General features: G+C 71.8%; 16 protein-coding genes and 1 pseudogene. 9 read left to right on the top strand and 8 right to left on the bottom strand.

All coding sequences use genetic code 11. The features are described from left to right. Positions 1 to 135: 135 nt before the first annotated feature. A complete protein-coding gene (locus ACWCO8_RS35900) occupies positions 136 to 651 on the bottom strand; it encodes a MarR family winged helix-turn-helix transcriptional regulator (protein ID WP_451035711.1) in 516 nt (171 codons plus the stop codon). Between the two features lie 164 nt (positions 652 to 815). Here ACWCO8_RS35900 and ACWCO8_RS35895 point away from each other — a divergent pair, with 164 nt between their 5' ends. The 4 genes from ACWCO8_RS35895 to alc all read left to right on the top strand — a co-directional run bounded on the left by ACWCO8_RS35895 (position 816) and on the right by alc (position 4889). Continuing rightward, entirely contained in the window at positions 816 to 1760 is a 945-nt protein-coding gene (locus ACWCO8_RS35895; protein WP_451035710.1) for an EamA family transporter, read from the top strand. 26 nt (positions 1761 to 1786) lie between these two features. Further along, the gene (locus ACWCO8_RS35890) at positions 1787 to 2731 is read left to right on the top strand and encodes a DMT family transporter (protein WP_451035709.1); all 945 of its coding nucleotides are present in this window, start codon (positions 1787 to 1789) and stop codon (positions 2729 to 2731) included. A 35-nt stretch (positions 2732 to 2766) separates the two neighbouring features. Beyond that, positions 2767 to 3687: a LysR family transcriptional regulator gene (locus tag ACWCO8_RS35885; RefSeq protein WP_362006667.1), complete on the top strand. Its 921-nt coding sequence runs from the start codon at positions 2767 to 2769 to the stop codon at positions 3685 to 3687. A gap of 65 nt (positions 3688 to 3752) precedes the next feature. Next, the gene (gene alc / locus ACWCO8_RS35880) at positions 3753 to 4889 is read left to right on the top strand and encodes an allantoicase (RefSeq protein ID WP_451035708.1); all 1137 of its coding nucleotides are present in this window, start codon (positions 3753 to 3755) and stop codon (positions 4887 to 4889) included. A gap of 136 nt (positions 4890 to 5025) precedes the next feature. Here the strand turns inward: alc and pepN (ACWCO8_RS35875) are convergent, their stop codons facing one another. The 5 genes from pepN (ACWCO8_RS35875) to ACWCO8_RS35855 form a co-directional block, all read right to left on the bottom strand. Then, positions 5026 to 7599 carry an aminopeptidase N gene (pepN, locus tag ACWCO8_RS35875; RefSeq protein ID WP_451035707.1) on the bottom strand — a complete coding sequence of 858 codons (2574 nt, stop codon included), beginning with the start codon at positions 7597 to 7599 and terminating at the stop codon, positions 5026 to 5028. A gap of 52 nt (positions 7600 to 7651) precedes the next feature. Further along, a complete protein-coding gene (locus ACWCO8_RS35870) occupies positions 7652 to 8827 on the bottom strand; it encodes a TerD family protein (protein WP_451035706.1) in 1176 nt (391 codons plus the stop codon). A 139-nt stretch (positions 8828 to 8966) separates the two neighbouring features. Further along, on the bottom strand, positions 8967 to 9983 hold the full coding sequence (locus ACWCO8_RS35865) for an aspartate-semialdehyde dehydrogenase (protein WP_451035705.1): 1017 nt from the start codon (positions 9981 to 9983) through the stop codon (positions 8967 to 8969). A 209-nt stretch (positions 9984 to 10192) separates the two neighbouring features. Continuing rightward, positions 10193 to 13513, bottom strand: coding sequence for a S8 family serine peptidase (locus ACWCO8_RS35860; RefSeq protein ID WP_451035704.1), 3321 nt, complete (start codon positions 13511 to 13513; stop codon positions 10193 to 10195). 197 nt (positions 13514 to 13710) lie between these two features. Beyond that, positions 13711 to 14253, bottom strand: a complete 543-nt coding sequence (locus ACWCO8_RS35855) for a CGNR zinc finger domain-containing protein (RefSeq protein WP_451035703.1) — start codon at positions 14251 to 14253, stop codon at positions 13711 to 13713. Between the two features lie 118 nt (positions 14254 to 14371). Here ACWCO8_RS35855 and ACWCO8_RS35850 point away from each other — a divergent pair, with 118 nt between their 5' ends. From ACWCO8_RS35850 to ACWCO8_RS35830, 5 genes are all read left to right on the top strand, one after another. Then, on the top strand, positions 14372 to 14827 hold the full coding sequence (locus tag ACWCO8_RS35850) for a VOC family protein (RefSeq protein WP_362006650.1): 456 nt from the start codon (positions 14372 to 14374) through the stop codon (positions 14825 to 14827). 106 nt (positions 14828 to 14933) lie between these two features. Next, complete coding sequence (locus tag ACWCO8_RS35845) at positions 14934 to 15833, top strand: pyridoxamine 5'-phosphate oxidase family protein (RefSeq protein WP_451035702.1); 900 nt, start codon at positions 14934 to 14936, stop codon at positions 15831 to 15833. Beyond that, entirely contained in the window at positions 15830 to 16312 is a 483-nt protein-coding gene (locus ACWCO8_RS35840; protein WP_451035701.1) for an HPP family protein, read from the top strand. Before ACWCO8_RS35845 ends, ACWCO8_RS35840 begins: the two co-directional genes overlap by 4 nt. A gap of 9 nt (positions 16313 to 16321) precedes the next feature. Beyond that, positions 16322 to 16789: an NUDIX hydrolase gene (locus tag ACWCO8_RS35835; protein ID WP_361966068.1), complete on the top strand. Its 468-nt coding sequence runs from the start codon at positions 16322 to 16324 to the stop codon at positions 16787 to 16789. 108 nt (positions 16790 to 16897) lie between these two features. Continuing rightward, a complete protein-coding gene (locus tag ACWCO8_RS35830) occupies positions 16898 to 18055 on the top strand; it encodes a serine hydrolase domain-containing protein (RefSeq protein WP_451035700.1) in 1158 nt (385 codons plus the stop codon). A gap of 3 nt (positions 18056 to 18058) precedes the next feature. Here ACWCO8_RS35830 and ACWCO8_RS35825 read toward each other — a convergent pair. Beyond that, positions 18059 to 18943 (bottom strand): annotated as a pseudogene (locus ACWCO8_RS35825) (hypothetical protein); the annotation flags it as partial. Positions 18944 to 19135: 192 nt separating this feature from the next. Further along, positions 19136 to 21703: an aminopeptidase N gene (gene pepN / locus ACWCO8_RS35820; protein ID WP_451035699.1), complete on the bottom strand. Its 2568-nt coding sequence runs from the start codon at positions 21701 to 21703 to the stop codon at positions 19136 to 19138. Positions 21704 to 21818 lie beyond the last annotated feature (115 nt).

Below are 21818 nucleotides of genomic sequence, written 5' to 3'. Positions count from 1 at the left end.
GTCGAGGTCGTGGGTGACGAAGAGCAGCCCGGTGCGGAAGCTCGCGCGGAGCCGGGCGAGAAGGGCGATAACCTCGGCGCGGCGCCCTCGCGTGTACTCCCACGGGGAGATCGAGGCCCCGCCCTTCGCCCCCGTTCAGACCACCGTCGTCGCCAGGAGCTTGCGCAGCAGCCCCGCCAGCTGCTCCGCCTCCTCGGGCGTGAGCGCGGTCTCCAGCGCCTCCCGCTGCTGTGCGAGACCGGCGCCGACGGCCTGGTCCACCAGCTCCATCCCGCGCTCGCTGAGCGTCACCCGCAGCCCGCGCCGGTCGTTCGGATCGGGGCTGCGGCTGAGCAGACCCGCCTTCTCCAGCTTGTCCAGCCGGCCCGTCATCCCGCCCGTGGTGATCATTAGCGTGGCGGTGAGCTCGCGCGGCGAGAGCGTGTAGGGCGCCCCCGAGCGGCGCAGGGTCGCCAGGACGTCGAACTCCCCGAGCGACATGCCCCCGTAGGGGGCGTACGCCTTGTCGACCCGGCCGCGCATCGCCCCGGCCAGCCGGTAGATCCGCCCGAAGACGGCCATCGGGAGCGTGTCCAAGTCGGGGCGGACGACCGCCCACTGGTCGGTGATGGCGTCGACGGCGTCGTGCGCCGCGGATTCTGTGCGATCCATGCCCGAAAGCATCTCACGAGGAAGCCACTTGCCAGTAAGTAGCTTACTGCTAAGCTACTTACCATCAAGCCGCTCACCGGTGAGTCGCTCGCCATCACCTCGCTCACCGGTGGGTCGCTCGCCAACGAGTCGCTCGGAACCGCTCCGACAAGGGGGGACCCGTCATGTCCCGCAAGGCCGCCGTAGTCGCCCTGACCGCGCTCGCCCCGATCTCCTGGGGCTCCACCTACTTCGTCACCACCGAGTTCCTGCCGCCCGACCGGCCGCTCTTCACCGGCCTCATGCGCGCCCTGCCCGCCGGACTCCTGCTCCTCGCCGTCACCCGCACGCTGCCGCGGGGGGCCTGGTGGTGGAAGGCGGCGGTCCTCGGGGCGCTCAACATCGGCGCCTTCTTCCCGCTCCTCTTCCTCGCCGCGTACCGGCTCCCCGGCGGCGTCGCGGCGGTCGTCGGCTCCGTCGGCCCGCTCTTCGTGGTCGGCCTGGCCGCGCTCCTCCTCGGCGACCGGCCGACCGTCCGGACCCTGCTCACCGCCGTCGCCGCCGCCTTCGGCGTCAGCCTCGTCGTCCTGAAGGCGGGCGCCGCCCTCGACCTCGTCGGCGTGCTCGCCGGGCTCCTCTCGGCGCTCTCGATGTCGGCCGGCACCGTCCTCACCAAGCGCTGGGGCAGGCCCGAAGGCGTGGGCGCGCTCGCGCTCACCGGCTGGCAGCTGACCGCCGGCGGCCTGGTGATCCTGCCGATCGCCGCCCTCGTCGAGGGCGCCCCGCCCGCCCTGGACTCCACGAACCTGCTCGGCTACGCCTACCTGGCCCTCGGCAACACCGCGATCTCCTACTTCCTCTGGTTCCGCGGCATCGAGCGGCTGAGCGCCTCCTCCGTGACCCTCCTCGGCCCGCTGTCGCCGATCACCGCGGCCGTCGTCGGCTGGGTGGCCCTCGGCCAGGCGCTCGGCCCGGTCCAGCTCGCCGGCATGGCGATCGCCTTCGGTGCCACGCTCTTCGGCCAGCTGAACCCCCGTACTCCGAGGAACACCCCCGAACCGTTCAGCTCTACTGAACAGAACGATCGGAAACTTTCGATGGACCTGGAGATTTCCCCGGTGCGACGGTAGAGGCCACACCGACCGAAAGGACCACCGTGGCGCTCCTGGACCACGTCCGTACCGCAGGGACCACCCCGACCACCCCCACCGCCCCGCGCCCCCTCGCGCGGGGCGCGGGCGTCGGACTGCTCCTCGCGCTCGTCGCCACGGTCGTCTGGTCCGGCAGCTTCGTCGCCACCCGGGACATGGCCGACTCCGTCCCGCCGGTCCAGGCCGTCTTCTGGCGCTGGGTCATCGCCCTCGTCGCCGTCGCCCCCCTCGCGGCCCGGCAGGCATGGCGGCAACGGCACCTGATCCGCCGCCACTTCGGCTACGTCGCCCTGGCCTCGCTCTTCGGCGTCGCCCTCTACAACACCCTCGTGCACCAGGCCGGACTGACCACCTCCGCCTCCAACATGGGCATGATCATGGCCGCCTCCCCGGTGATCATGGCGCTCTACTCCCGCCTGGGCGGCGAACGTCTCGGCGCCCGCCGCACCGCCGGGATGCTCCTCGCCGCGCTCGGCGTGCTGCTCCTCGTCGGCAAGGGCTCCCTCGCCGTCGACTTCACCGCGGGCGACCTGTGGATGTTCGCGGCCGCCCTCTCCTTCGCCTCGTACAGCGCCCTGCTCAAGCGCAAGCCGGCCGAGATCGGCGCCCTGGCCTTCCTCTTCACCACCTTCGTGCTCGGCGCCCTGATGCTGCTCCCGGCGTACGGCGTCAGCCTCGCCGTCCAGGGCGGCTTCGAGCCGACCCCCGGCTCCGTCGGAGCGCTCCTCTACGTCGGAGTCTTCTCCTCCGCCGTCGCCTTCTTCGCCTGGAACAAGGCCATCGCCCTGATCGGCGCGGCCCGCGCCGGAGTCGTCTACTACCTCCAGCCGGTCTGCGTGGCCCTCCTCTCGTACGCCCTCCTCGGCGAGGAACTCGGCCTCCTGGGCGGCGCCTGTATGGCGCTCATCCTCGGCGGCGTGGCGCTCGCGAGCGCCCGGGCCAGGACGTGACGGATCCCCGTGGGGCGCCCGGTAGGTTGCGCCCCATGACCGAGTGGGACATCAAGAAGCTCCAGATCCTCCGTACCCTCCGCGACCGCGGCACCGTCACCGCGACCGCGGAGGCGCTGCTCATGACCCCCTCGGCCGTCTCCCAGCAGCTCACCAACCTGGCCAAGCAGCTCGGCGTGCAGCTCCTCGAGGCGCAGGGGCGGCGGGTCCGGCTCACCGACGCAGCCCACCTCGTGCTCCGGCACGCCGAGGTCGTCTTCGCCCAGTTGGAGCGTGCCGACGCCGAACTGGACGGCTATCTGCGCGGCGAGGCCGGGCAGGTGCGGGTGGCCGCGTTCTCCACGGCCGTGCCCGCCCTCGTCGTCCCCGCCGTGCAGCAGCTGCGCACCGCCCACCCCGGGCTCGAGGTCAAGGTCCGCGAGGCCGAGGCGGCGGAGGCGTACGAACTCCTCTCCACCGGCGACGTCGACCTCGCGCTCTCGCTCGCCGCCCACGCCCCCTCCGCGCGCGACCCCAAGTTCAGCCGGGTCCCGCTCCTCGCCGACCCGCTCGACGTCGCCCTGCCCGCCGACCACCCGCTCGCCGACGCGCCCGGGCTCCGGCTCGCCGACCTCTCCGCCGAGCCCTGGATCTTCGGTGGTTCAGGGCCCTGGTCCGAGATCACCACCGCCGCCTGCGAGGCCGCCGGGTTCGTCCCCGAGCAGGCCCACAGCGCCGCCGGCTGGACCGCCATCCTCGCCATGGTCGAGGCCGGGATGGGCGTCGCGCTCGTCCCCCGGATGGCCTCCGCCGAGCGGCGCGGCGAGCGCGGGGTCGTCATGCGGGTCCTCGCCGCCGACCAGCCGCGCCGCCATGTCGTCGCGGCGGTACGGCGCGGGGCCGAGGAGGGCCCCGCCGTGGCCCGGGTCCTCGCCGCGCTCCGGCAGGCGGCCGTCCAGCGCGAGACCGTTCAGTAGAACTGAACACACCTGTCGAAAACATTCGATGGACCCGCTGCGTCCTGGAAGCGCACAGTCGTTCCATGAGCCTCGACGAGAACGGCGCGAACGCCGACCCGCACGCCAACGACGCCGCTCCCTACGGCGGTGGCGACCCGTACGCCGACTACCGCACCGGTGACTTCCCCTTCACCGAGCTCGTCGACCTGGCCGACCGTCGCCTCGGCGCCGGTGTCGTCGCCGCCAACGACGAGTTCTTCGCCGAGCGGGAGAACCTCCTCGTCCGCGAGCGCGCCGTCTTCGACCCGGAGCACTTCGGGCACAAGGGCAAGATCATGGACGGCTGGGAGACCCGCCGCCGCCGTGGCGCCGACGCCGAGAACGTCTTCCCCGCCCCCGAGGACCACGACTGGGCGATCGTCCGGCTCGGCGCCCCCGGCGTGATCCGCGGCATCATCGTCGACACCGCCCACTTCCGCGGCAACTACCCGCAGCGGGTGTCGATCCAGGCCGCCGCCGTGGAGGGTTCGCCGAGCCCGGAGCAGCTTCTCGCCGACGACGTGAAGTGGGAGGAGCTCGTCCCGCCGACCCCCGTGCGCGGCCACGCCGCCAACGGCTTCGCGATCGACGCCGAGCGCCGCTTCACCCACGTACGGGTCTGCCAGCACCCCGACGGCGGCATCGCGCGCCTGCGCGTCCACGGCGAGGTCGTGGCGGACCCGGAGTGGCTGGAGCTGCTCGGCACCCTCGATCTGATCTCCGTACTCAACGGAGGCGTGTACGAGGACGCGTCGGACAAGTTCTACTCCTCGCCGACCCAGATCATCCTGCCCGGCACCTCCCGCAAGATGGACGACGGCTGGGAGAACCGCCGCCGCCGGGTCCGGGGCACCAACGACTGGGTCCGCTTCCGGCTCGCCGCCCAGGGCGCCGTACGCGCCGTCGAGATCGACACCGCGTACCTCAAGGGCAACTCGGCCGGCTGGATCGCGCTCCAGGGCCGCAACGGCGAGGCGGGCGAGTGGTTCGAGATCATCCCCCGGACCAAGCTCCAGCCCGACACCCTGCACCGCTTCAAGCTCCCCGCGCAGGCCGTCGTCACCCACGTCCGCCTGGACGCCTTCCCCGACGGCGGTGTGGCCCGCATGCGGCTGCACGGCGCGCTGACGGAGCAGGGCGCGGCCGACCTGCGCGCCCGCTACACGGCGCTCGGCGGCTGACGAACACAGCGGACCCACAGTCTCCGCCCGGCGGGCGGCCGCGCGCCGACGCCCGCCCGCCGAGCGGACCTTAAACGGACGAAGGGGCACCTCCGTGGGGGAGGGTGCCCCTTCGTCTTTTGCACCTACGCGGTGGCTACGCGGCGGCCGCGTCCGCCGCCTGCGCCTTCAGGGCGCGCTCGACACCCGCACGGCACTCGGTCACCATGCGCTTCAGCGCCGGCGCCGGGTTGTTCGCCGCGATCCACGCGTCCGTGGCGTCCAGGGTCTCCTCGGAGACCTGGAGCGTCGGGTAGAGCCCGACCACGATCTGCTGGATCATCTCGTGGCTGCGGGTCTCCGAGACGCCCTTGATCGCGGCGAAGTACTTCGCCGTGTACGGGGCGAGCAGCTCACGCTGGTCGGTCTGGACGAAGCCGCCGATCACCGCCTCCTGCACGGCGTTCGCCAGCTTGTCGGACTCCACGACCGACGCCCACGCCTCGGCCTTCGCCGCCTCCGTCGGACGCGCCGACCGCGCGGTCGCCGCGTGCCGCTCGCCCGCCGCGGTCTTGTCCCGCACCAGCTCGGCCGCGATCTCCGGCTCGTCGTAGACGCCGGTCGCCGCGAGCCGCTGCACGAACGCCCAGCGCAGCTCGGTGTCGACGGCCAGGCCCTCGATCGACTCGCCGCCCTCGAGGAGGGCCGCCAGCAGGTCCAGCTGCTGCGGGGTGCGGGCCGTCGCCGCGAACGCCCGCGCCCACGCCAGCTGGTGGTCGCTCGCCGGCTCGGCCGCGCGCACGTGCGCGAGCGTCGCGTCGGTCCAGCGGGTCAGCCCGGCCTCGCGCCACTCCGGCGCCGCGTACAGGTCGAGGGCCGCCTTCACCTGGCCCTGTAGCGACTGCACCACACCGATGTCGCTCTCCTTGGCGATGCCGGAGAGGACCAGGTCCAGGTAGTCGCGGGTGGCCAGCTCGCCGTCGCGGGTCATGTCCCAGGCGGAGGCCCAGCACAGCGCGCGCGGCAGCGACTCGGCGAAGTCGCCGAGGTGCGCGGTCACGTTCTTCAGGGACACCTCGTCGAGCCGGACCTTGGCGTACGACAGGTCGTCGTCGTTGAGCAGCACGACCGCCGGACGGGGCTTGCCCGCCAGCTGCGGTACGGCGGTCAGCTCGGCCGCCTCGATGTCCAGCTCCAGGCGGTCGGAGCGGACCAGCTTGCCGGCCGCGTCCAGGTCGTAGAAGCCGATCGCGATCCGGTGCGGACGCAGCGTCGACTCGCCCTTGGCGCCGGCGGGCAGCGCCGGGGCCTCCTGCTTGACCGCGAAGGAGGTGATCACCCCGTTCTCGTCGGTCTCGATCTCCGGGCGCAGGATGTTGATGCCGGCCGTCTCCAGCCACAGCTTCGACCAGGCCTTCAGGTCACGGCCCGAGGTCTCCTCGAGGGCGCCCAGAAGGTCGGTCAGGCGCGTGTTGCCGAAGGCGTGCGCCTTGAAGTACGCCTGGACGCCCTTGAAGAACTCGTCCTGGCCGACGTACGCCACCAGCTGCTTGAGCACCGAGGCGCCCTTGGCGTAGGTGATGCCGTCGAAGTTGACGAGCACGTCCTCGAGATCGTTGATCTCGGCCATGATCGGGTGCGTGGACGGCAGCTGGTCCTGCCGGTACGCCCAGGTCTTCTCCGCGTTGGCGAAGGTGGTCCAGGCGTTCGGCCAGCGGGTGCCCTCCACGGAGGCCTGGCAGGCGACCGAGGTGAAGGTCGCGAACGACTCGTTCAGCCACAGGTCGTTCCACCACTCCATGGTGACCAGGTCGCCGAACCACATGTGCGCGAGCTCGTGCAGGATCGTCTCGGCCCGGCGCTCGTACGCCGCGTCCGTCACCTTCGAGCGGAAGACGTACTGGTCGCGGATGGTCACCGCGCCCGCGTTCTCCATCGCGCCCGCGTTGAACTCCGGCACGAAGAGCTGGTCGTACTTGGCGAAGGGGTAGTCGTACGCGAACTTCTCCTGGAACCAGTCGAAGCCCTGGCGCGTGACGTCGAAGATGTGGTCCGAGTCGAGGAACTCGGCCAGCGACGGACGGCAGTAGATGCCGAGCGGAACGGTCTGGCCGTCCTTCTCGTACGAGGAGTGCACCGAGTGGTACGGGCCGACGATGAGCGCCGTGATGTACGTCGAGATGCGGGGCGTGGGCTCGAAGACCCACACGTCGTCCTTGGGCTCCGGGGTCGGCGAGTTGGAGATCACCGTCCAGCCGCTCGGCGCCTTCACGGTGAACTGGAAGGTCGCCTTCAGGTCCGGCTGCTCGAAGGAGGCGAAGACGCGACGGGCGTCCGGCACCTCGAACTGCGTGTAGAGGTACGCCTGGTCGTCGACCGGGTCGACGAAGCGGTGCAGGCCCTCACCGGTGTTCGTGTACGCGCAGTCCGCGACGACCTTCAGCTCGTTCGGGCCCTGCTGCAGATGGGCCAGCGCGATCCGCGAGTCGCGGAAGACGGCGGCGACGTCGAGCGCGTGGCCGTTGAGGACGACCTCGTGCACGGCGGGGGCGACGAGATCGATGAAGGTCTCGGCGTGGGCCTCGGCGGAATCGAAGCGGACGGTGGTGACGGACCGGTAGGTGCCGCCCTCCTGCGCACCGGAGAGGTCGAGGTCGACCTCGTACGCGTCCACGGTCAGCAGCTTCGCCCGCTGCTGCGCCTCTTCACGGGTCAGGTTTGTGCCAGGCACCCGGTCATCTCCTAGGTTTCGTGACGTTTGGGCCATCCTTCCACGCCGTGCCTCACCGTCGCACGGCACATTTCCAAGGGCCGTCCCCGCTGATCCGCAGCAGCCCGGGACCGGGCACGGCGGCGCTGACGAGGACCTCGCCGACCTCGTCGACCAGCAGCTCCTGGTCCTCTGCGTCGTACTCCGGCTCCCGGGGCGGAGTGTGCCGGTGGACGGTGAAGGAGGACTGGCCGCGGTGCAGGAAGTCGAGGACACCGGGCGGTCCCTCGTAGACGACGAGGTCGTGGGCCCGGCCCTCGATGTGGCTGTCGAAACGGCGCGCGTGGCTGAGGGGGAGGACCCGCAGCGTCCAGGGGGTGTCCGCGTCGACCCGCAGCGTCAGCGGCCGGTCCGGCGGGACGACGGCGACGGTACGGGCGCGGACCTCGTCCTCGTACGCCATGAGCAGGAAGCCCTGGGCCCGGCCCTGGGAGTCGCAGGACTCGATCGTGGTGGAGATCGAGTGGTTCGACTCGATCTCCAGGAGGGCCCAGCCCGGCGGGAGACCGGGATCGCACCGCACGGTCTCCTTCCCCCGGCCCTGGTGGGTCGAGGGCCGGAAGGAGGAGAGGAAGGGGTCGCCGAAGGGCGCGACCGGGGCCGCGTGCGCGGTGGGCGGCGGGACGTAGCCCGGGCCCGGGATCGGGGCCGGGGGCGGTTCGACAACGATGCCGAAGTCCGTCGCGAGCCCGGCGAGACCGGAGACGTACCCCTGCCCCACCGCGTGGAACCGCCAGCCGCCCTCCCACCGGTGGAACTCGCCGAGGACGAACGCCGTCTCGCTCGTCGCGCCCCCGAGCGCGACGTACGCCAGCGGTGCGCCGGAGAGGTCAGTGACCCGGACGTCCGCTTCGGGCAGCTGCCCGAACGTCCCGCCGTCGGTGGAGGCGGCGATCACGATCCGGCCGATCGCGGGCTCCACGCGCGCGAGGTCCAGCCACAGCCAGTCCGCGGCCGCGCTGCCGGGCGCCCCCGGCGCCGACCTGCCCAGGTGCCGTACCGCGCCCGAGGGGTGCTCGACATGGCCGTAGAAGACGAGGTCCCCGTCCCCGCGCACCCGCCCGCGGCCGTCGAGCAGCAGCGCGGAGACGTCCACGTCGGGCCCGCCGGCGACGGCCCGCCAGGCGACGGCGACCTGGAGCGCCCGGACGGGCACCGGGAGGTGGGCGCCCTTCGGTAACTGGGTCATGCCCGGATCCTGTCACCCGAGGGCCCGGCTTCGAACGCGTTGTCCGAATCCTGCCCGACCGTGACCGAGCGGCCGGGCCGCGGGACGCCGAAGGGGCGGCCGCCCTTCCGGACGGCCGCCCCTCGGGTACGGATCGGCGTCAGCCCTTCAGCTCGGCCGCGACCAGCTCCGCGATCTGCACCGCGTTCAGCGCGGCGCCCTTGCGCAGGTTGTCGTTGGACAGGAAGAGCGCCAGACCGTTGTCGACGGTCTCGTCCACGCGGATGCGGCCCACGTACGAGGCGTCCTTGCCGGCCGCCTGGAGCGGGGTCGGGATCTCGGAGAGCTCGACGCCCTCGGCGTCCTTGAGCAGCTCGTAGGCGCGCTCGACGCTGATCGGACGCTCGAAGCGGACGTTGACCTGGAGCGAGTGGCCGGAGAAGACCGGGACGCGCACGCAGGTGCCGGAGACCTTCAGCCCGGGGATCTCCAGGATCTTGCGGGACTCGTTGCGGAGCTTCTGCTCCTCGTCGGTCTCGAAGGTGCCGTCGTCGACGATCGAACCGGCCAGCGGGACCACGTTGAAGGCGATCGGGCGCTTGTAGACGGCGGGCTCGGGGAACTCCACGGCATCGCCGTCGAAGGCCAGCTGGTCGGCGTTCTCGGCCACGGCGCACGCCTGGGTGCGCAGCTCGGCGACGCCCGCGACACCGGAGCCGGAGACGGCCTGGTAGGTCGTGGCGATCAGCGCGGTCAGGCCGGCCTCCTGGTGGAGCGGCTTGAGGACCGGCATCGCGGCCATCGTGGTGCAGTTCGGGTTGGCGATGATGCCCTTGGGGCGGTCCTTGATCGCGTGCGGGTTGACCTCGGAGACCACCAGGGGGACCTCGGGGTCGCGGCGCCACGCGGAGGAGTTGTCGATCACGACCGCGCCCTGGGAGGCGACCTTCTCGGCGAGGGCCTTGGAGGTCGCGCCGCCCGCGGAGAACAGGACGATGTCCAGGCCCGTGTAGTCGGCGGTGGCGGCGTCCTCGACCGTGACCCCGTCGAGGACGGTGCCGGCGGAGCGGGCGGAGGCGAAGAGCCGCAGCTCGTCGACCGGGAACTTCCGCTCGGCCAGGATCTTGCGCATGACTGTGCCGACCTGACCGGTGGCTCCGACGATTCCGACCTTCACGGGGACTCCTCCGTACGTTTGTGCAGGCTGCTGCCGTCCATGATGCGTATGTCCTGGCCCGCCTTGTCCAATCCATTGTCCGAGGATCGGGACGAGTGAGAAGTCGGACACGGGGACACGGGGACACGGGGACAGGGGCGGAGACGGAGAAGGGGCGGGCACCGGTTCCGGCGCCCGCCCCTCACGCGTGTGTCACGCGTACCGCGGTGTTACGGGGTGACCTTGCCGATCACGACGCTGCCGGCGCCCGCGACCGTGCCGCGCGCGTTCACCAGCTGGACCTCGCCGAAGAACTGCCGGCCCTCGGGCGCGGCACCGGCGACGACCACCTCGGCGCCGACCTTGGTGGAGGCGCCGTTGGCCAGCGGGTAGCTCTTGGCGGCGTCGACCTGGACGCTGCCGAGCGCTGCCGAGTAGTACACGTCCTTGTAGTCGAAGGTCGTGCCGCCCTCGGCCTGCACCGAGTAGCCGTCGATCACGATCGTGTAGGTACCGGCGGCCGGCTTGACGAGCGAGACGGCCTCCTCCGAGTCGCCGTCCGCGGCCTGGCCCACCTGGACACCGTCGCGCAGGACCGTCAGGTCCAGGTCGGCGGCCTTGTCCGAGGTGTTGCCGATCGCCACGTCCAGCCGCTCGACACCCTCACCGATGGTGACGGTCTTCGTCTGCTGCTCGTGGTGCTTGATCGTCGGCGTCTCGGCCTTGAGCGAGCCCAGCGGGCCGCCCTTCAGCTTGCCCTCGATGCCGGCGAACTTGTTGGTGACCGTCCACTCGACGGCCGCCGGGGTGCCGACCTTCGCCTCGGCGACGGTCTGCGTGGCCGGGTCGAACTCGGCGCCGAGCACCGAGACGTCCAGCTTGTACGGGTTGTCCAGGTCGGGCGAGGTGCGGCGCGCCTCGACCTCGATCTCCCAGACGCCCGGCGTCGGGTTGGCGTACGAACGCAGGTCCGCACGGCAGCCGTTGCCCGGGTTGTAGTGCGGGTAGCACACGTTGGACGCGGTGGACTCGAAGGCCACACCGTACGGGTGGATCGAGATGAACCGGGTCTGGCTCTTCTCCTTCAGACCGCCCAGGGCGACCTCGAGGGTCTTGGCGCCCTCCGGCACGGTCACGAAGTACGACTTGTGGCTGTTGCGCTGGACCGAGCCGGTCCCGGAGAAGCCGAAGCCGGGCGCGGCCAGGTCGGACGCGACGACCGAGGTGGCGAGGATCTGCTTGTCGACGCCCTCGGTGCGGTCGTCGTCGGCCTCCAGGATCACGCTGTGCACACCGGCGGAGGTGGGCTTCGCCTGGATCTTGACGGTCACCGGCTGGTTCAGCGGCAGGTCGATCTCGTCGTCGCCGAGGATCCGGAAGGTGCCGTCGTTGTACTTCAGCTCCAGGTCGTGCTCGATCGGCCGGTTCGGGCCGTTCGTGCGCGTGATGGTGACGTCGTAGACCTTCTTCTGGCCGACCTTGAGGCCGCCCTCACGGTCGTACACACCGGTGCCGGTGTGCGGGGCCGGGAAGATCGCGGTGTCGACCGGGGCCTGGACCTTGTAGTCGTGGGCGGTCGCGCCGTCCTTGATCGACTCCCAGGCCTCGTTGATGTCGATGAGGCCCGAGCCCTGCTCGTGCGCCGCGACACCGGGGATCCGCTGGGCGGTCGAGGTGAGCGCGGTGCGCAGGGTCAGCGGGTCGAGCTCGATCCGCTTCTGCTTCGCGGCCGAGATCAGCAGCGCGCTGGCGCCGGCGACCTGCGGGGAGGACATCGAGGTGCCGTTGAGCATCCCGTAGCCCGCGGGCAGCTGGTACCCGGACTCCGGAACGCCGGAGCCCGCCTGCCAGGTCGGGATGGTGTTCACGGACGAGCCCGGACCGGAGATGGTCGGGGTGAAGCCGCCGTCCTCACGCGGGCCGCGCGAGGAGAAGGGGAACATCGCGTACGACTTGGTGACGGCCGAGCCGTAGTTGGCGGCCCAGGTCGACTTGGAGATCGCCGCGCCGACCGAGACGACCTTGTCGGCCAGGCCGGGGTCGCCGATCGTGTTGATGCCCGGGCCGCTGTTGCCGGCCGAGATGATCAGCTGCACGCCGTACTGGTCGATCAGCCGGGTGTAGAGGCGGGCGCGGACGTTGTCGCCGTCGTTCTGCGCGGGCAGGCCGCCGATCGACATGTTGACGATGTCGACGCCGCGGTTGACGACGAGGTCCGTCATGCCCTCGGTGAGGGCGGTGTTGGTGCAGCCGCCGGTCCAGGTGCACGCGCGCGAGGAGACGATCTTCGCGCCGGGCGCCGCGCCGTTCATCCTGCCGCCGAAGAGGCTGTTGGCGGCGGTGATGCCGGCGACGTGCGTGCCGTGGGAGGACTCGACGACGCCGATGTTGACGAAGTCGGCCTTCTTGCCGACCCAGGTCCCGCCCAGCGGGTCCATCGCGACGTCCTTGCGGATCTCGACGACGAACGGCGTCTTCTCGACGACCTCGGTGGCCGGGTTGTCGGTACCGAAGTAGCCGACCTGGTACCCGTCCTTGTACGGCTTCATCGGCGCGTTGTCCGTGAAGTCGTTGTTCTGGTCGGTGTCCACGCGGACGGTGCCGGCGGCCGGGTCGTACAGCATGCCGAAGAGGTCGGCCGTGTCGCCGTCGCGGTTGATGTCACCGGCCGGGTCGCCGCCCGCGGTGATCGCCTCGTTGAAGCGGCTGAACTGGTAGGAGCCCGCGGGCGCCTTCCAGGACTGCGAGGAGGCGGTGAAGACCGGGCCGGCGACCGGGGTGATCTGGGCGCGCCAGGTGCCGTCGCCCTCGGTCAGCGGGTCGGTCGAGGTGACCCAGTCGACGATCTTGCGCTCGCCGGTGGTGGTCTTCTGCAGGGCCGGGTGACCGAGGTCCACGCCGGAGTCGAGGATGCCGATGGTGACACCCCGGCCGTCGGCCTTGGGGTGGTCCTCGACGAAGTCGACGGCGCCCGTCTCGTGCGACGGGTTGTACGGGTTCTTCGCCGGCGTCTTCTTGCTCGGGGCCGGGTACGTCGTGGCGACCGTGGTGCCCTCGACGGCGCCGGCGGTGCCGGCGTCGGGGGTCGGGTCGTCCAGCGGGATCTCGGCCTGGAGGTCGATCGCCTGGACCGTGGAGAGCTTGGTGGCCGCCTTGATGGCGGCCTCGGCCTTGGCGGTCGGGATCGTGGCGCGGACGTAGCCGAGCTTGTCGTCCGTCCGGCCGACCGAGGCGCCCTGGACGGCGTCGAGCTGGCCCGCGACCTGCTCGGTGGCACCAGGGGCGGTGGCGACGAGGATCGTGACGTTCTTCTCGCCGGTCGCCTCAGCCTCACTGAGGCGCTGGGCGTCGGTCGGGCCCAGCTTGTCGCCGGATCCGGCGGACTTCACCGGGGGAGTGGTGGTGGCCGGCGCGTCGACGGCCAGGACCGGCGCGGCACCGGCCGCGATGAGCGCGGTGACGAGTCCCGCGGCGGCGGCGATCCGGGCTGCGCGTCTGTGCCCGGAGGTCGAGCGCCCGGATATGGAGCTCTGAGTTTCGGGGGTGGTCATTTACATCCCTGTTTGTGAAAGAAGAGGGTCCGGATTCCGGTACCGGATGACCGCTCAGCCTTTCGCAAGTGACAGGGGTTTGTGGAGGGTTGGAATCGGCGGGATGTGGTCATGGCACACATCCGCCACAGGGCGCGATCCGCCACAGAGGACGTAACGCCGTCAAACGGGGCGAGCCGACTCCCGCTTACCGCCGGTTAGTTCTCCTTTGTACGGGCGTAGTGGCGCGAGGCCTTGGCGCGGTTGCCGCAGATCGCCATCGAGCACCAGCGCCGGGTGCCGTTCCGCGAGGTGTCGAAGAAGTGCAGGATGCACGCGTCGTGGGCGCAGGAGCGGATGCGGTCGGGCGCGGTGCGCAGAAGGGTGAGGTAGTCGCGGGCGGCGGTCCAGCCGGGGCCCCAGGCGGGCTCCGCGAACTCGGGCAGCTCGCCCGGCCCCTTGGTCGTGAGCGTGGCCCGGATGCGGCCGTGGCCGAGGACGGCGTCGACGCGGGCGACGGCGTCGGGGTCGCCGGGCCGGTCGACCAGGCCGGAAAGGGCCTCGCGCGCGGTGAGCGTGTGGCGGAGGGTGGTCGCGTCGGCGGTGAAGCGCCCGTCGAGCCCGTTGGCGCCGAGCCAGATGGCGAGGCCGTCGGTGTCGGTGAGCAGGTCCTGGCGTACGCCGTCCATCATCCAGCGGGTGTTGAGCAGGTCGAGCGAGACGGGCTCGCCGACCAGGGGCCGCGGATCGGAAACGGTCATGACGGGCACCCTTCTCGCTGAACTAACCCCTCAAGGTTACGTGACCGGTTGCGCAGCCGTGCCCTAACCTCTAAAGTTTCTATCAATGGTTAGCTCGTCCGAGGAGAGGGGAATCGCCGTGACGGCGATCGGAACGCTGAAGACCAACCACGTGGGGCTCAACGTCACGGACCTGGAGCGCTCGCTCGGGTTCTACGGGGACGTGCTCGGCTTCGAGGTGCTCGGCGAGGGCAAGGAGGAGGGCCGGCGGTACGCGTTCCTGGGCCAGGCCGGACAGCTCGTCCTCACGCTCTGGCAGCAGGCGGAGGGCGCGTACGACTCCGGCCGCGCGGGCCTGCACCACCTCGCCTGGGAGGCCGAGTCGATCGAGCGGGTCAAGGCGGCGGAGGAGGCCCTGAAGGCGCGCGGCACGGACTTCGCGTACGAGGGCGTGGTCCCCCACTCCGAGGGCGGCGCCTCCGGCGGCATCTTCTTCCACGACCCGGACGGCACCCGCCTCGAAATCTTCGCCCCCACAGGCGGCGAGCACACCCACGCCCCCACCGAGGGCGCCCCGACCTGCGGCTTCTTCTAGAGGGACCCCTGCCCCGTCGTGGGCACAACGCACGGACGCGCTGCCCGCGCCGAGGGCCCGTACCCCGGGCCCCCGGCCTCGGCCCCGTACACGAAAGGCTCATGCCATGGACGCCTACAACGCAGGCTCCCGCGCGGTCCAGGAACGCGTCGGCGTCGCCGACATCGCCGCACACGTAGGCCGCTCCATCACCAACGGCATTCGCCCCATCGCCGCCGCCTTCCTGGAGCTCCAGCCGATGCTGGTCCTCGCCGCGGCCGACGGCGACGGCCAGGTCTGGAGCACGCTCCTGACCGGCACCCCCGGCTTCGCCCGGGCGACCGGCCCGCACACGATCTCCGTGGCGGCCCCGCCGCCCGGCCCCGGCCCCGACCCCGTCGGGACGATCGCCCTCGACCCCCGCACCCGCCGCCGCATGCGCCTCAACGGCATCGCCCGCCCCAGCGCCCGCGGCTTCACCGTCGAGGCGGAGCAGGTCTTCTCCAACTGCCCGAAGTACATCCAGAAGCGCGAGCTGTACGCGCCCGACCTCACCACCCCGCCCGGCGCCCCGCGCCACGGCACCGCGCTCACCGAGAGCCAGGCGGACTTCGTCCTGGCCGCCGACACCTTCTTCATCGCGACCACCGCCCCCGACGGCATGGACGCGAGCCACCGCGGCGGCTTCCCCGGCTTCGTGACGGTCGAGTCGCCCTCCGAACTGAGCTGGCGGGACTACCCCGGCAACGCGATGTTCCTGACCCTCGGCAACCTGGAGGCCGACAGCCGCGCGGGCCTGCTGTTCCTCGACTGGCGGACCGGCACCACGCTCCAACTGTCCGGCACGGCACACACCGCGTACGGCCAGGACGGCAGCCGCACCACACGCCTCCTGATCGAACGGATCGTGGAGTCCCCGTCCGCGAGCCCCCTGCGCTGGTCGGACCCGGACTTCTCCCCGGCGAACCCGCCCCTCGATCCGCCCTTCGGCCCTCCCTCCAGCCCCCTGTCCCAGGACCCCGCATGACGACAGCCACCCCGCCCGCCCGACCGCACCCCAGGACCGTGGCCCTGGCGACCACCGTGAGCGTCACCGCGCTGCTCGCCCTGGTCGCCGTGGGCACCGCCCTCCACCAGCCGCTGCTGATCCCGCCCCTGGCGGCCAGCATGGCGCTGGTGGCGGGCGCGCCCGATCTGCCGCTGGCCCAGCCCCGCTCGGTCGTCGGCGGCCAACTCCTCTCCGCGCTCACCGGCTTCGCGGTCCTCCTGGTCACCGGCCCTTCCCTCTGGGGCGCCGCTCTCGCCGGCGGTCTCGCGCTCGGCGTCATGATGGCGGCCCGCACCCCGCACTCGCCCGCGGCCGCCACGGCCGTGATCGTCACCCTCCAGAATCCGCCGTTCTGGACCTTCCTCGCGCTGCTCGCCCTCGCCAGTGCGCTGCTCGTCGCCGTTGGCCTCGCGGGCGCCCGCGCGACGGGGCGGACGTACCCCACGTACTGGTTCTAACCTCACTCCATGAAACAGGAGTTGAGGGTGGCGGCCTACGCCGTGTGTGTCCGTGACGACGAGGTGCTCCTCGCCCGCTGGGTGGACCGCGCCGGGGCCAAGCGGTGGACGCTGCCCGGTGGCGGGATGGACCACGGCGAGGAGCCGGTGGACACCGTCGTCCGCGAGGTCGAGGAGGAGACCGGCTATCTGACGGAGCCGGTCGCACTGCTCGGCATCGACTCCATCCGGCGCGGCTGGCTGCGCAGGCTCGGCGGCCCCGGCGACTTCCAGGGCCTGCGGATCATCTACGAATCCCGGGTCACGGGCGGCTCCCTGCGCAACGAGACGGGCGGCTCCACCGACCTCGCCGCCTGGCATCCTCTCGCCTCCGTCCCCGACCTCACCCGCGTCGAGCTGGTCGACATTGGGCTGCAGTTGTGGCGCGAACGTCCACCCGTCGGCCGCTCCCGCCTCGCCGATCCCGCGAACGGCTGAATACCGCTCAACCGGAGCAGTCCCGCTCAACCCTCCGCCCCGCCTCCGCAGTCCCCTCCCGCGACCGCAGTACACGGCAGTACGCAGGTACATGAACAGGGGACCCGCATGACAACCGCACGCCTCGCCCGCACCCTCCTCGCCGCGACGGCCGCCACCGCCGCGGCCGCGCTCACCGCCGGTGCGCTCGCCGCACCCGCCGTGGCCGCCACCGCGCCGAAGAAGCCCGACCACACCGCCACCCAGCGGGCCCTCGACGCGGCGGTCGCCGACGGGGTGCCCGGGGCCGTCGCCCAGGCCAGGACCGGCCGCGCCGGCTGGACCGGGACGGCGGGCGAGCGCGGCGGCCAGGACCGCTACCGGGTCGGCTCGATCACCAAGACCTTCGTGGCCACCGTCCTCCTCCAGCTCCAGGCCGAGGGCCGGCTCGACCTCGACGACCCGGTCGAGAAGTGGCTGCCGGGCGTGGTCCGCGGCAACGGCCACGACGGCCGGAAGATCACCGTGCGCCAGCTCCTCAACCACACCAGCGGCATCTACGACGTCACCTCCGACGCCGGCTTCGAGCAGCGGGTCTTCAGCGAGGAGTTCCTGAAGCACCGCTACGACACCTGGACCCCGGAGCAGCTCGTCGCCATCGCCATGACCCACAAGCCGGACTTCGCGCCCGGCACCTCCTGGAGCTACTCCAACACCAACTACGTCCTGGCGGGCATGGTGATCGAGAAGGCGACCGGTCGCCCGTACGGCAAGGAGGTGGAGCGGCGGATCCTCAAGCCGCTGAAGCTGCGGGCCACCAGCGTTCCCGGGACGAAGTCGAAGATGCCGCAGCCGAGTTCACGGGCGTACTCGAAGCTCTCGAGGGACCCGAGCGCGACGACGGTCCACGACGTCACCGAGCTGAACCCGTCCCTCGCGTACGCGGCGGGCGAGATGATCTCCGACTCCAACGATCTGCAGACGTTCTACCGGGCCCTGTTCAAGGGGAAGTTGCTCCCGAGGGCCGAGATGCGCGAGATGACGCGGGCCGTACCTGTGGGCGCCGAGCACCCCGCGTACCACTACGGGCTCGGGCTGATGCAGGTGAAGCTGAGCTGCGGCAAGGAGGTGTGGGGCCACGGTGGGGGCATCCACGGCTCTTCCTCGGAGGCGGTCGCCACCCGGGACGGTGAGCACTCGCTCGCCATGAACTTCAACGCGGACTGGGCGGGTGACAGCCAGGCCGTCGTCGAGGCCGAGTTCTGCGGTACGGCGCCGAAGGGCTGACGCTCACCGGGGCAGGACGACGACGTACGCGGCGGGCTGCCGGTCCGACGCGGCCATCAGGGCCGTACGGACCACGGTGGCCTGCTGGTCCATCGCCTCGCGCAGCTTGCGCGGGGTGATGTGGACGACCGTGATGCCGAGCCGCTCCAGGTGCTCGCGTTTGCGGGTGTACTCCGACCAGAGCGCGTCGTCGTCCTGCCGGGGTGCCCGGGTGTCCAGCTCCAGGGCCACGGCCTGGTCGGGCCAGTAGGCGTCCAGGCCGCCGAGGTGCGGGCCGCCGGGGAGTCGAAGGTCGACGTTCCACATCGGGTCCGGGAGCCCGAACTCCCGGACCATCTCGTACAGCCGCTCCTCCGCGATGCTGCGGCCTTCCGCGAGCAGCGAGTCGACGGCATCCACGACGTGCGGCCGGTTGAGCAGCCGCGCGCGGTTCAACTCCCGTACCACCGTGCCGGGTTCGCAGTGGCCGCCGCGTACGGCCTCGGTGAGCAGCCCGCGCACGGTGGGCGCGTCGGCGAGCGCGGACACGGCGTCGGCGAGCGCCCGGGCGACCGGGGCGACGGGGACCCCGGAGAGGTACAGCGGCTCGGGCATGTCCTGCGCGCGCACGACCCGGACGCTGCTGGTGGAGCGCAGCCGGCGGGTGCGGGGGACCAGGACGTCGATCCGGTCCAGGGCGAGCAGCGGGGGAGCGGAGGAGAACCGGTGCAGGGTGAGCGCGGCGAGCCCGGTGATCATCGCCTCGGCCTCGCGCGCGGCCGGCACGGCGCCGGGCCGGTGCGCGTGCAGCAGCGCGGCGCGCAGCCGGTCGGTGGTGAGGGGGAGGGGGCGGGGGGTGATGGGGGTGTTCTGGTTCATGCCGGGGGTCTTCCGCTCCCCGCCCCCTCCCTAACCGCTGTTACAAGCGCGTCGCCAAACCGGGACAACCTCGCCCTAAAGTACGCACGTTCGAGTGCCGAAAGAGGCACCCCCCCCCGTTGTGGGCAAGCGTTCCGCAGGGCGGAACGGGTGGGCACAACGGAACGGCGCCCTTGCGGGCGCGTCCGCTCCGTTGTGCCCCTCAGCCCCAGGGGCGGCGCCCTACGCGCCCGCGCCCCCGTCGCACGCCTGCGCGCGCAGCGCACGCGCCAGGTCGTCCCGCGACTCCAGGACAAGCCGCCGCAGCGCCGGCGCCGCGGACTCGTGCGCGCCCAGCCACGCGTCCGTCGCGGCCAGCGTCGACTCGTCGTCCTGCAGGCCCGGGAACAGGCCGCGGACGACGTCCATCCCGATCTGGATGGACCGCTCCGCCCAGATCCGCTCGATCGCCGCGAAGTACTTCTCCGCGTACGGCGCGATCAGCTCCCGCTGCGAGGGCTGGACGAAGCCCGCGATCGTCGCCTCCACCAGCGCGTTCGACAGCGCGTCCGACTCGACGACCTGCGCCCAGGCCTGCGCCTTGACCGCCGCCGACGGCCGCGCGGCCAGGCAGCGCACCTGGTGGCGCTTGCCGGTCGCCGTGTCGTCGCGGGTCAGCTCCTCGCCGATCCGTGCCTCGTCCGCGCGGCCGTGCGTGGCCAGCGGCTCAAGGAACGCCCAGCGCAGCTCCTGGTCGACGTCCAGGCCGTCGATCTTCGCCGTACCGTCGAGCAGGCCCTCAAGGAGTTGGAAGTCCGCCTCCGACGCGGCCGCGGCCGCGAAGAACCGCGCCCACGTCAGCTGGTGCTCGCTGCCCGGCTCGGCCACGCGCAGCTCCCGCAGCCCGCCCTCGGCGAGCAGCCGGCCACCCTCCGCGCGCCACGCGGGCGCCGCGTAGTGCGTGACCGCCGAGCGCGCCCAGGCGTGCACCATCTGGAGCACGCCGATCTCCGTCTCGCGCCCCGCGAAGTCGAGCGCGACCGCGACGAAGTCCCGGGCCGGCATGAGCCCGTCCCGCGTCAGGTTCCACAGCGCCGACCAGCACAGCGCCCGCGCCAGCGGGTCCGTGATGTCGCCCAGGTGCGCCCGCAGCGTCGCGAGGGAGCCCTCGTCGAAGCGGACCTTGCAGTACGTCAGGTCGTCGTCGTTGACGAGGACCAGGTCGGGCCGGGCCGACCCGGCCAGCTCCGCCACGACCGTCCGCGCGCCGACCACGTCCGCCTCGGCCCGCGCGTACCGCACGAGCTCGCCGTCCGCCGACAGCTCGTACAGGCCGACGGCCACCCGGTGGGGGCGCAGCTCGTCGCCGCCCTGGACGACGGCCAGCTCGGTGATCCGGCCCTCCGCGTCGTACGTCACCTCCGGCGTCAGCGTGTTGACGCCCGAGGTCTGCAGCCAGGACCGCGACCACGCCTTCATGTCGCGCCCCGAGGTCTCCTCCAGGACGGACAGCAGGTCCGCCAGGCGCGTGTTCCCGTACGCGTGGCGCTTGAAGTAGCGGCGCGCGCCCTCCAGGAACGCGTCACGCCCCGCGTACGCCACGAGCTGCTTCAGGACCGACGCGCCCTTGGCGTACGTGATGCCGTCGAAGTTCAGCTTGGCGTCCTCCAGGTCACGGATGTCGGCCGTGATCGGGTGCGTGGACGGCAGCTGGTCGGCGCGGTACGCCCAGGACTTGCGGCTGTTGGCGAAGGTCACCCAGCTGTTGGTGAACCGGGTCGCCTCGGCCAGGGAGAAGGAGCCCATGAAGTCGGCGAACGACTCCTTCAGCCACAGGTCGTCCCACCACACCATGGTGACCAGGTCGCCGAACCACATGTGCGCCATCTCGTGCAGGATGACGTTGGCCCGGCGCTCGTACGCGGCCTGCGTGACCTTGCCCCGGTAGATGTACTCCTCGCGGAAGGTCACCATGCCCGGGTTCTCCATCGCGCCGAGGTTGTACTCGGGGACGAAGGCCTGGTCGTACTTCCCGAAGGGGTACGGGAAGTCGAAGTTGTCGTGGAAGAAGTCGAAGCCCTGCTTGGTGATCAGGAAGACGTCGTCCGCGTCGAAGTGCTTGGCGAGCCCCTTGCGGCACATCGCGCCGAGCGGGATCTCCAGCTCGGTCCCGTCGGCCAGCGCGCGCGCGTACGTGTCCGTGACGTAGTGGTACGGCCCGGCGACGACACACGTGATGTACGTCGAGATCGGCGCCGTCTCCGCGAACCGCCACACGCCCTCGGCGTCCCGCTCCCCGGCGCCGTTGCTCCACACCGTCCAGCCCTCGGGGGCCGTCACCGAGAAGAGGTGCGGGGCCTTCAGGTCGGGCTGCTCGAAGGTGGCGTACACGCGGCGGGCGTCGGCCGGCTCGTACTGCGTGTAGAGGTAGACCTCGCCGTCCTCCGGGTCGACGAAGCGGTGCATGCCCTCGCCGGTGCGGCTGTACGCGCACCGGGCGTCCACGACGAGCACGTTCTCGTCGGCAAGGCCGTCCAGGGCGATCCGCGCGCCGTCGAAGACGACGGCCGGGTCGAGCGCGCGGCCGTTCAGCTCCACCGAGGTGACGGCGGGGGCGATCAGGTCCACGAAGGTGGTGGTGCCGGTGCCCGTGCGGCGGAACCGGATCGTCGTCACCGAGCGGAAGGTGCGGACCTCCTCGCTCGACTCCCCGACCGCGGAGCGCAGGTCCAGGGCGACCTCGTACCCGTCGACGGACAGCAGCTCGGCCCGCTCGCGGGCCTCGTCGCGGGACAGATTCTCACCGGGCACGGTCACTCCTTCGTGGCTCGTTCGAAACAGCACCGATCCTCCCATGTGCCACTGTCACGCGGCACTCGGGGAATGCCCCGGTCGGGTCGTGGCGTTGCTCCAGGCGGCGCAACGG

Source organism: Streptomyces sp. NPDC001927, from assembly GCF_053594455.1.
The sequence above is the reverse complement of the archived record's forward strand: the minus strand, read 5'-3'. Positions and strand labels throughout refer to the sequence as shown.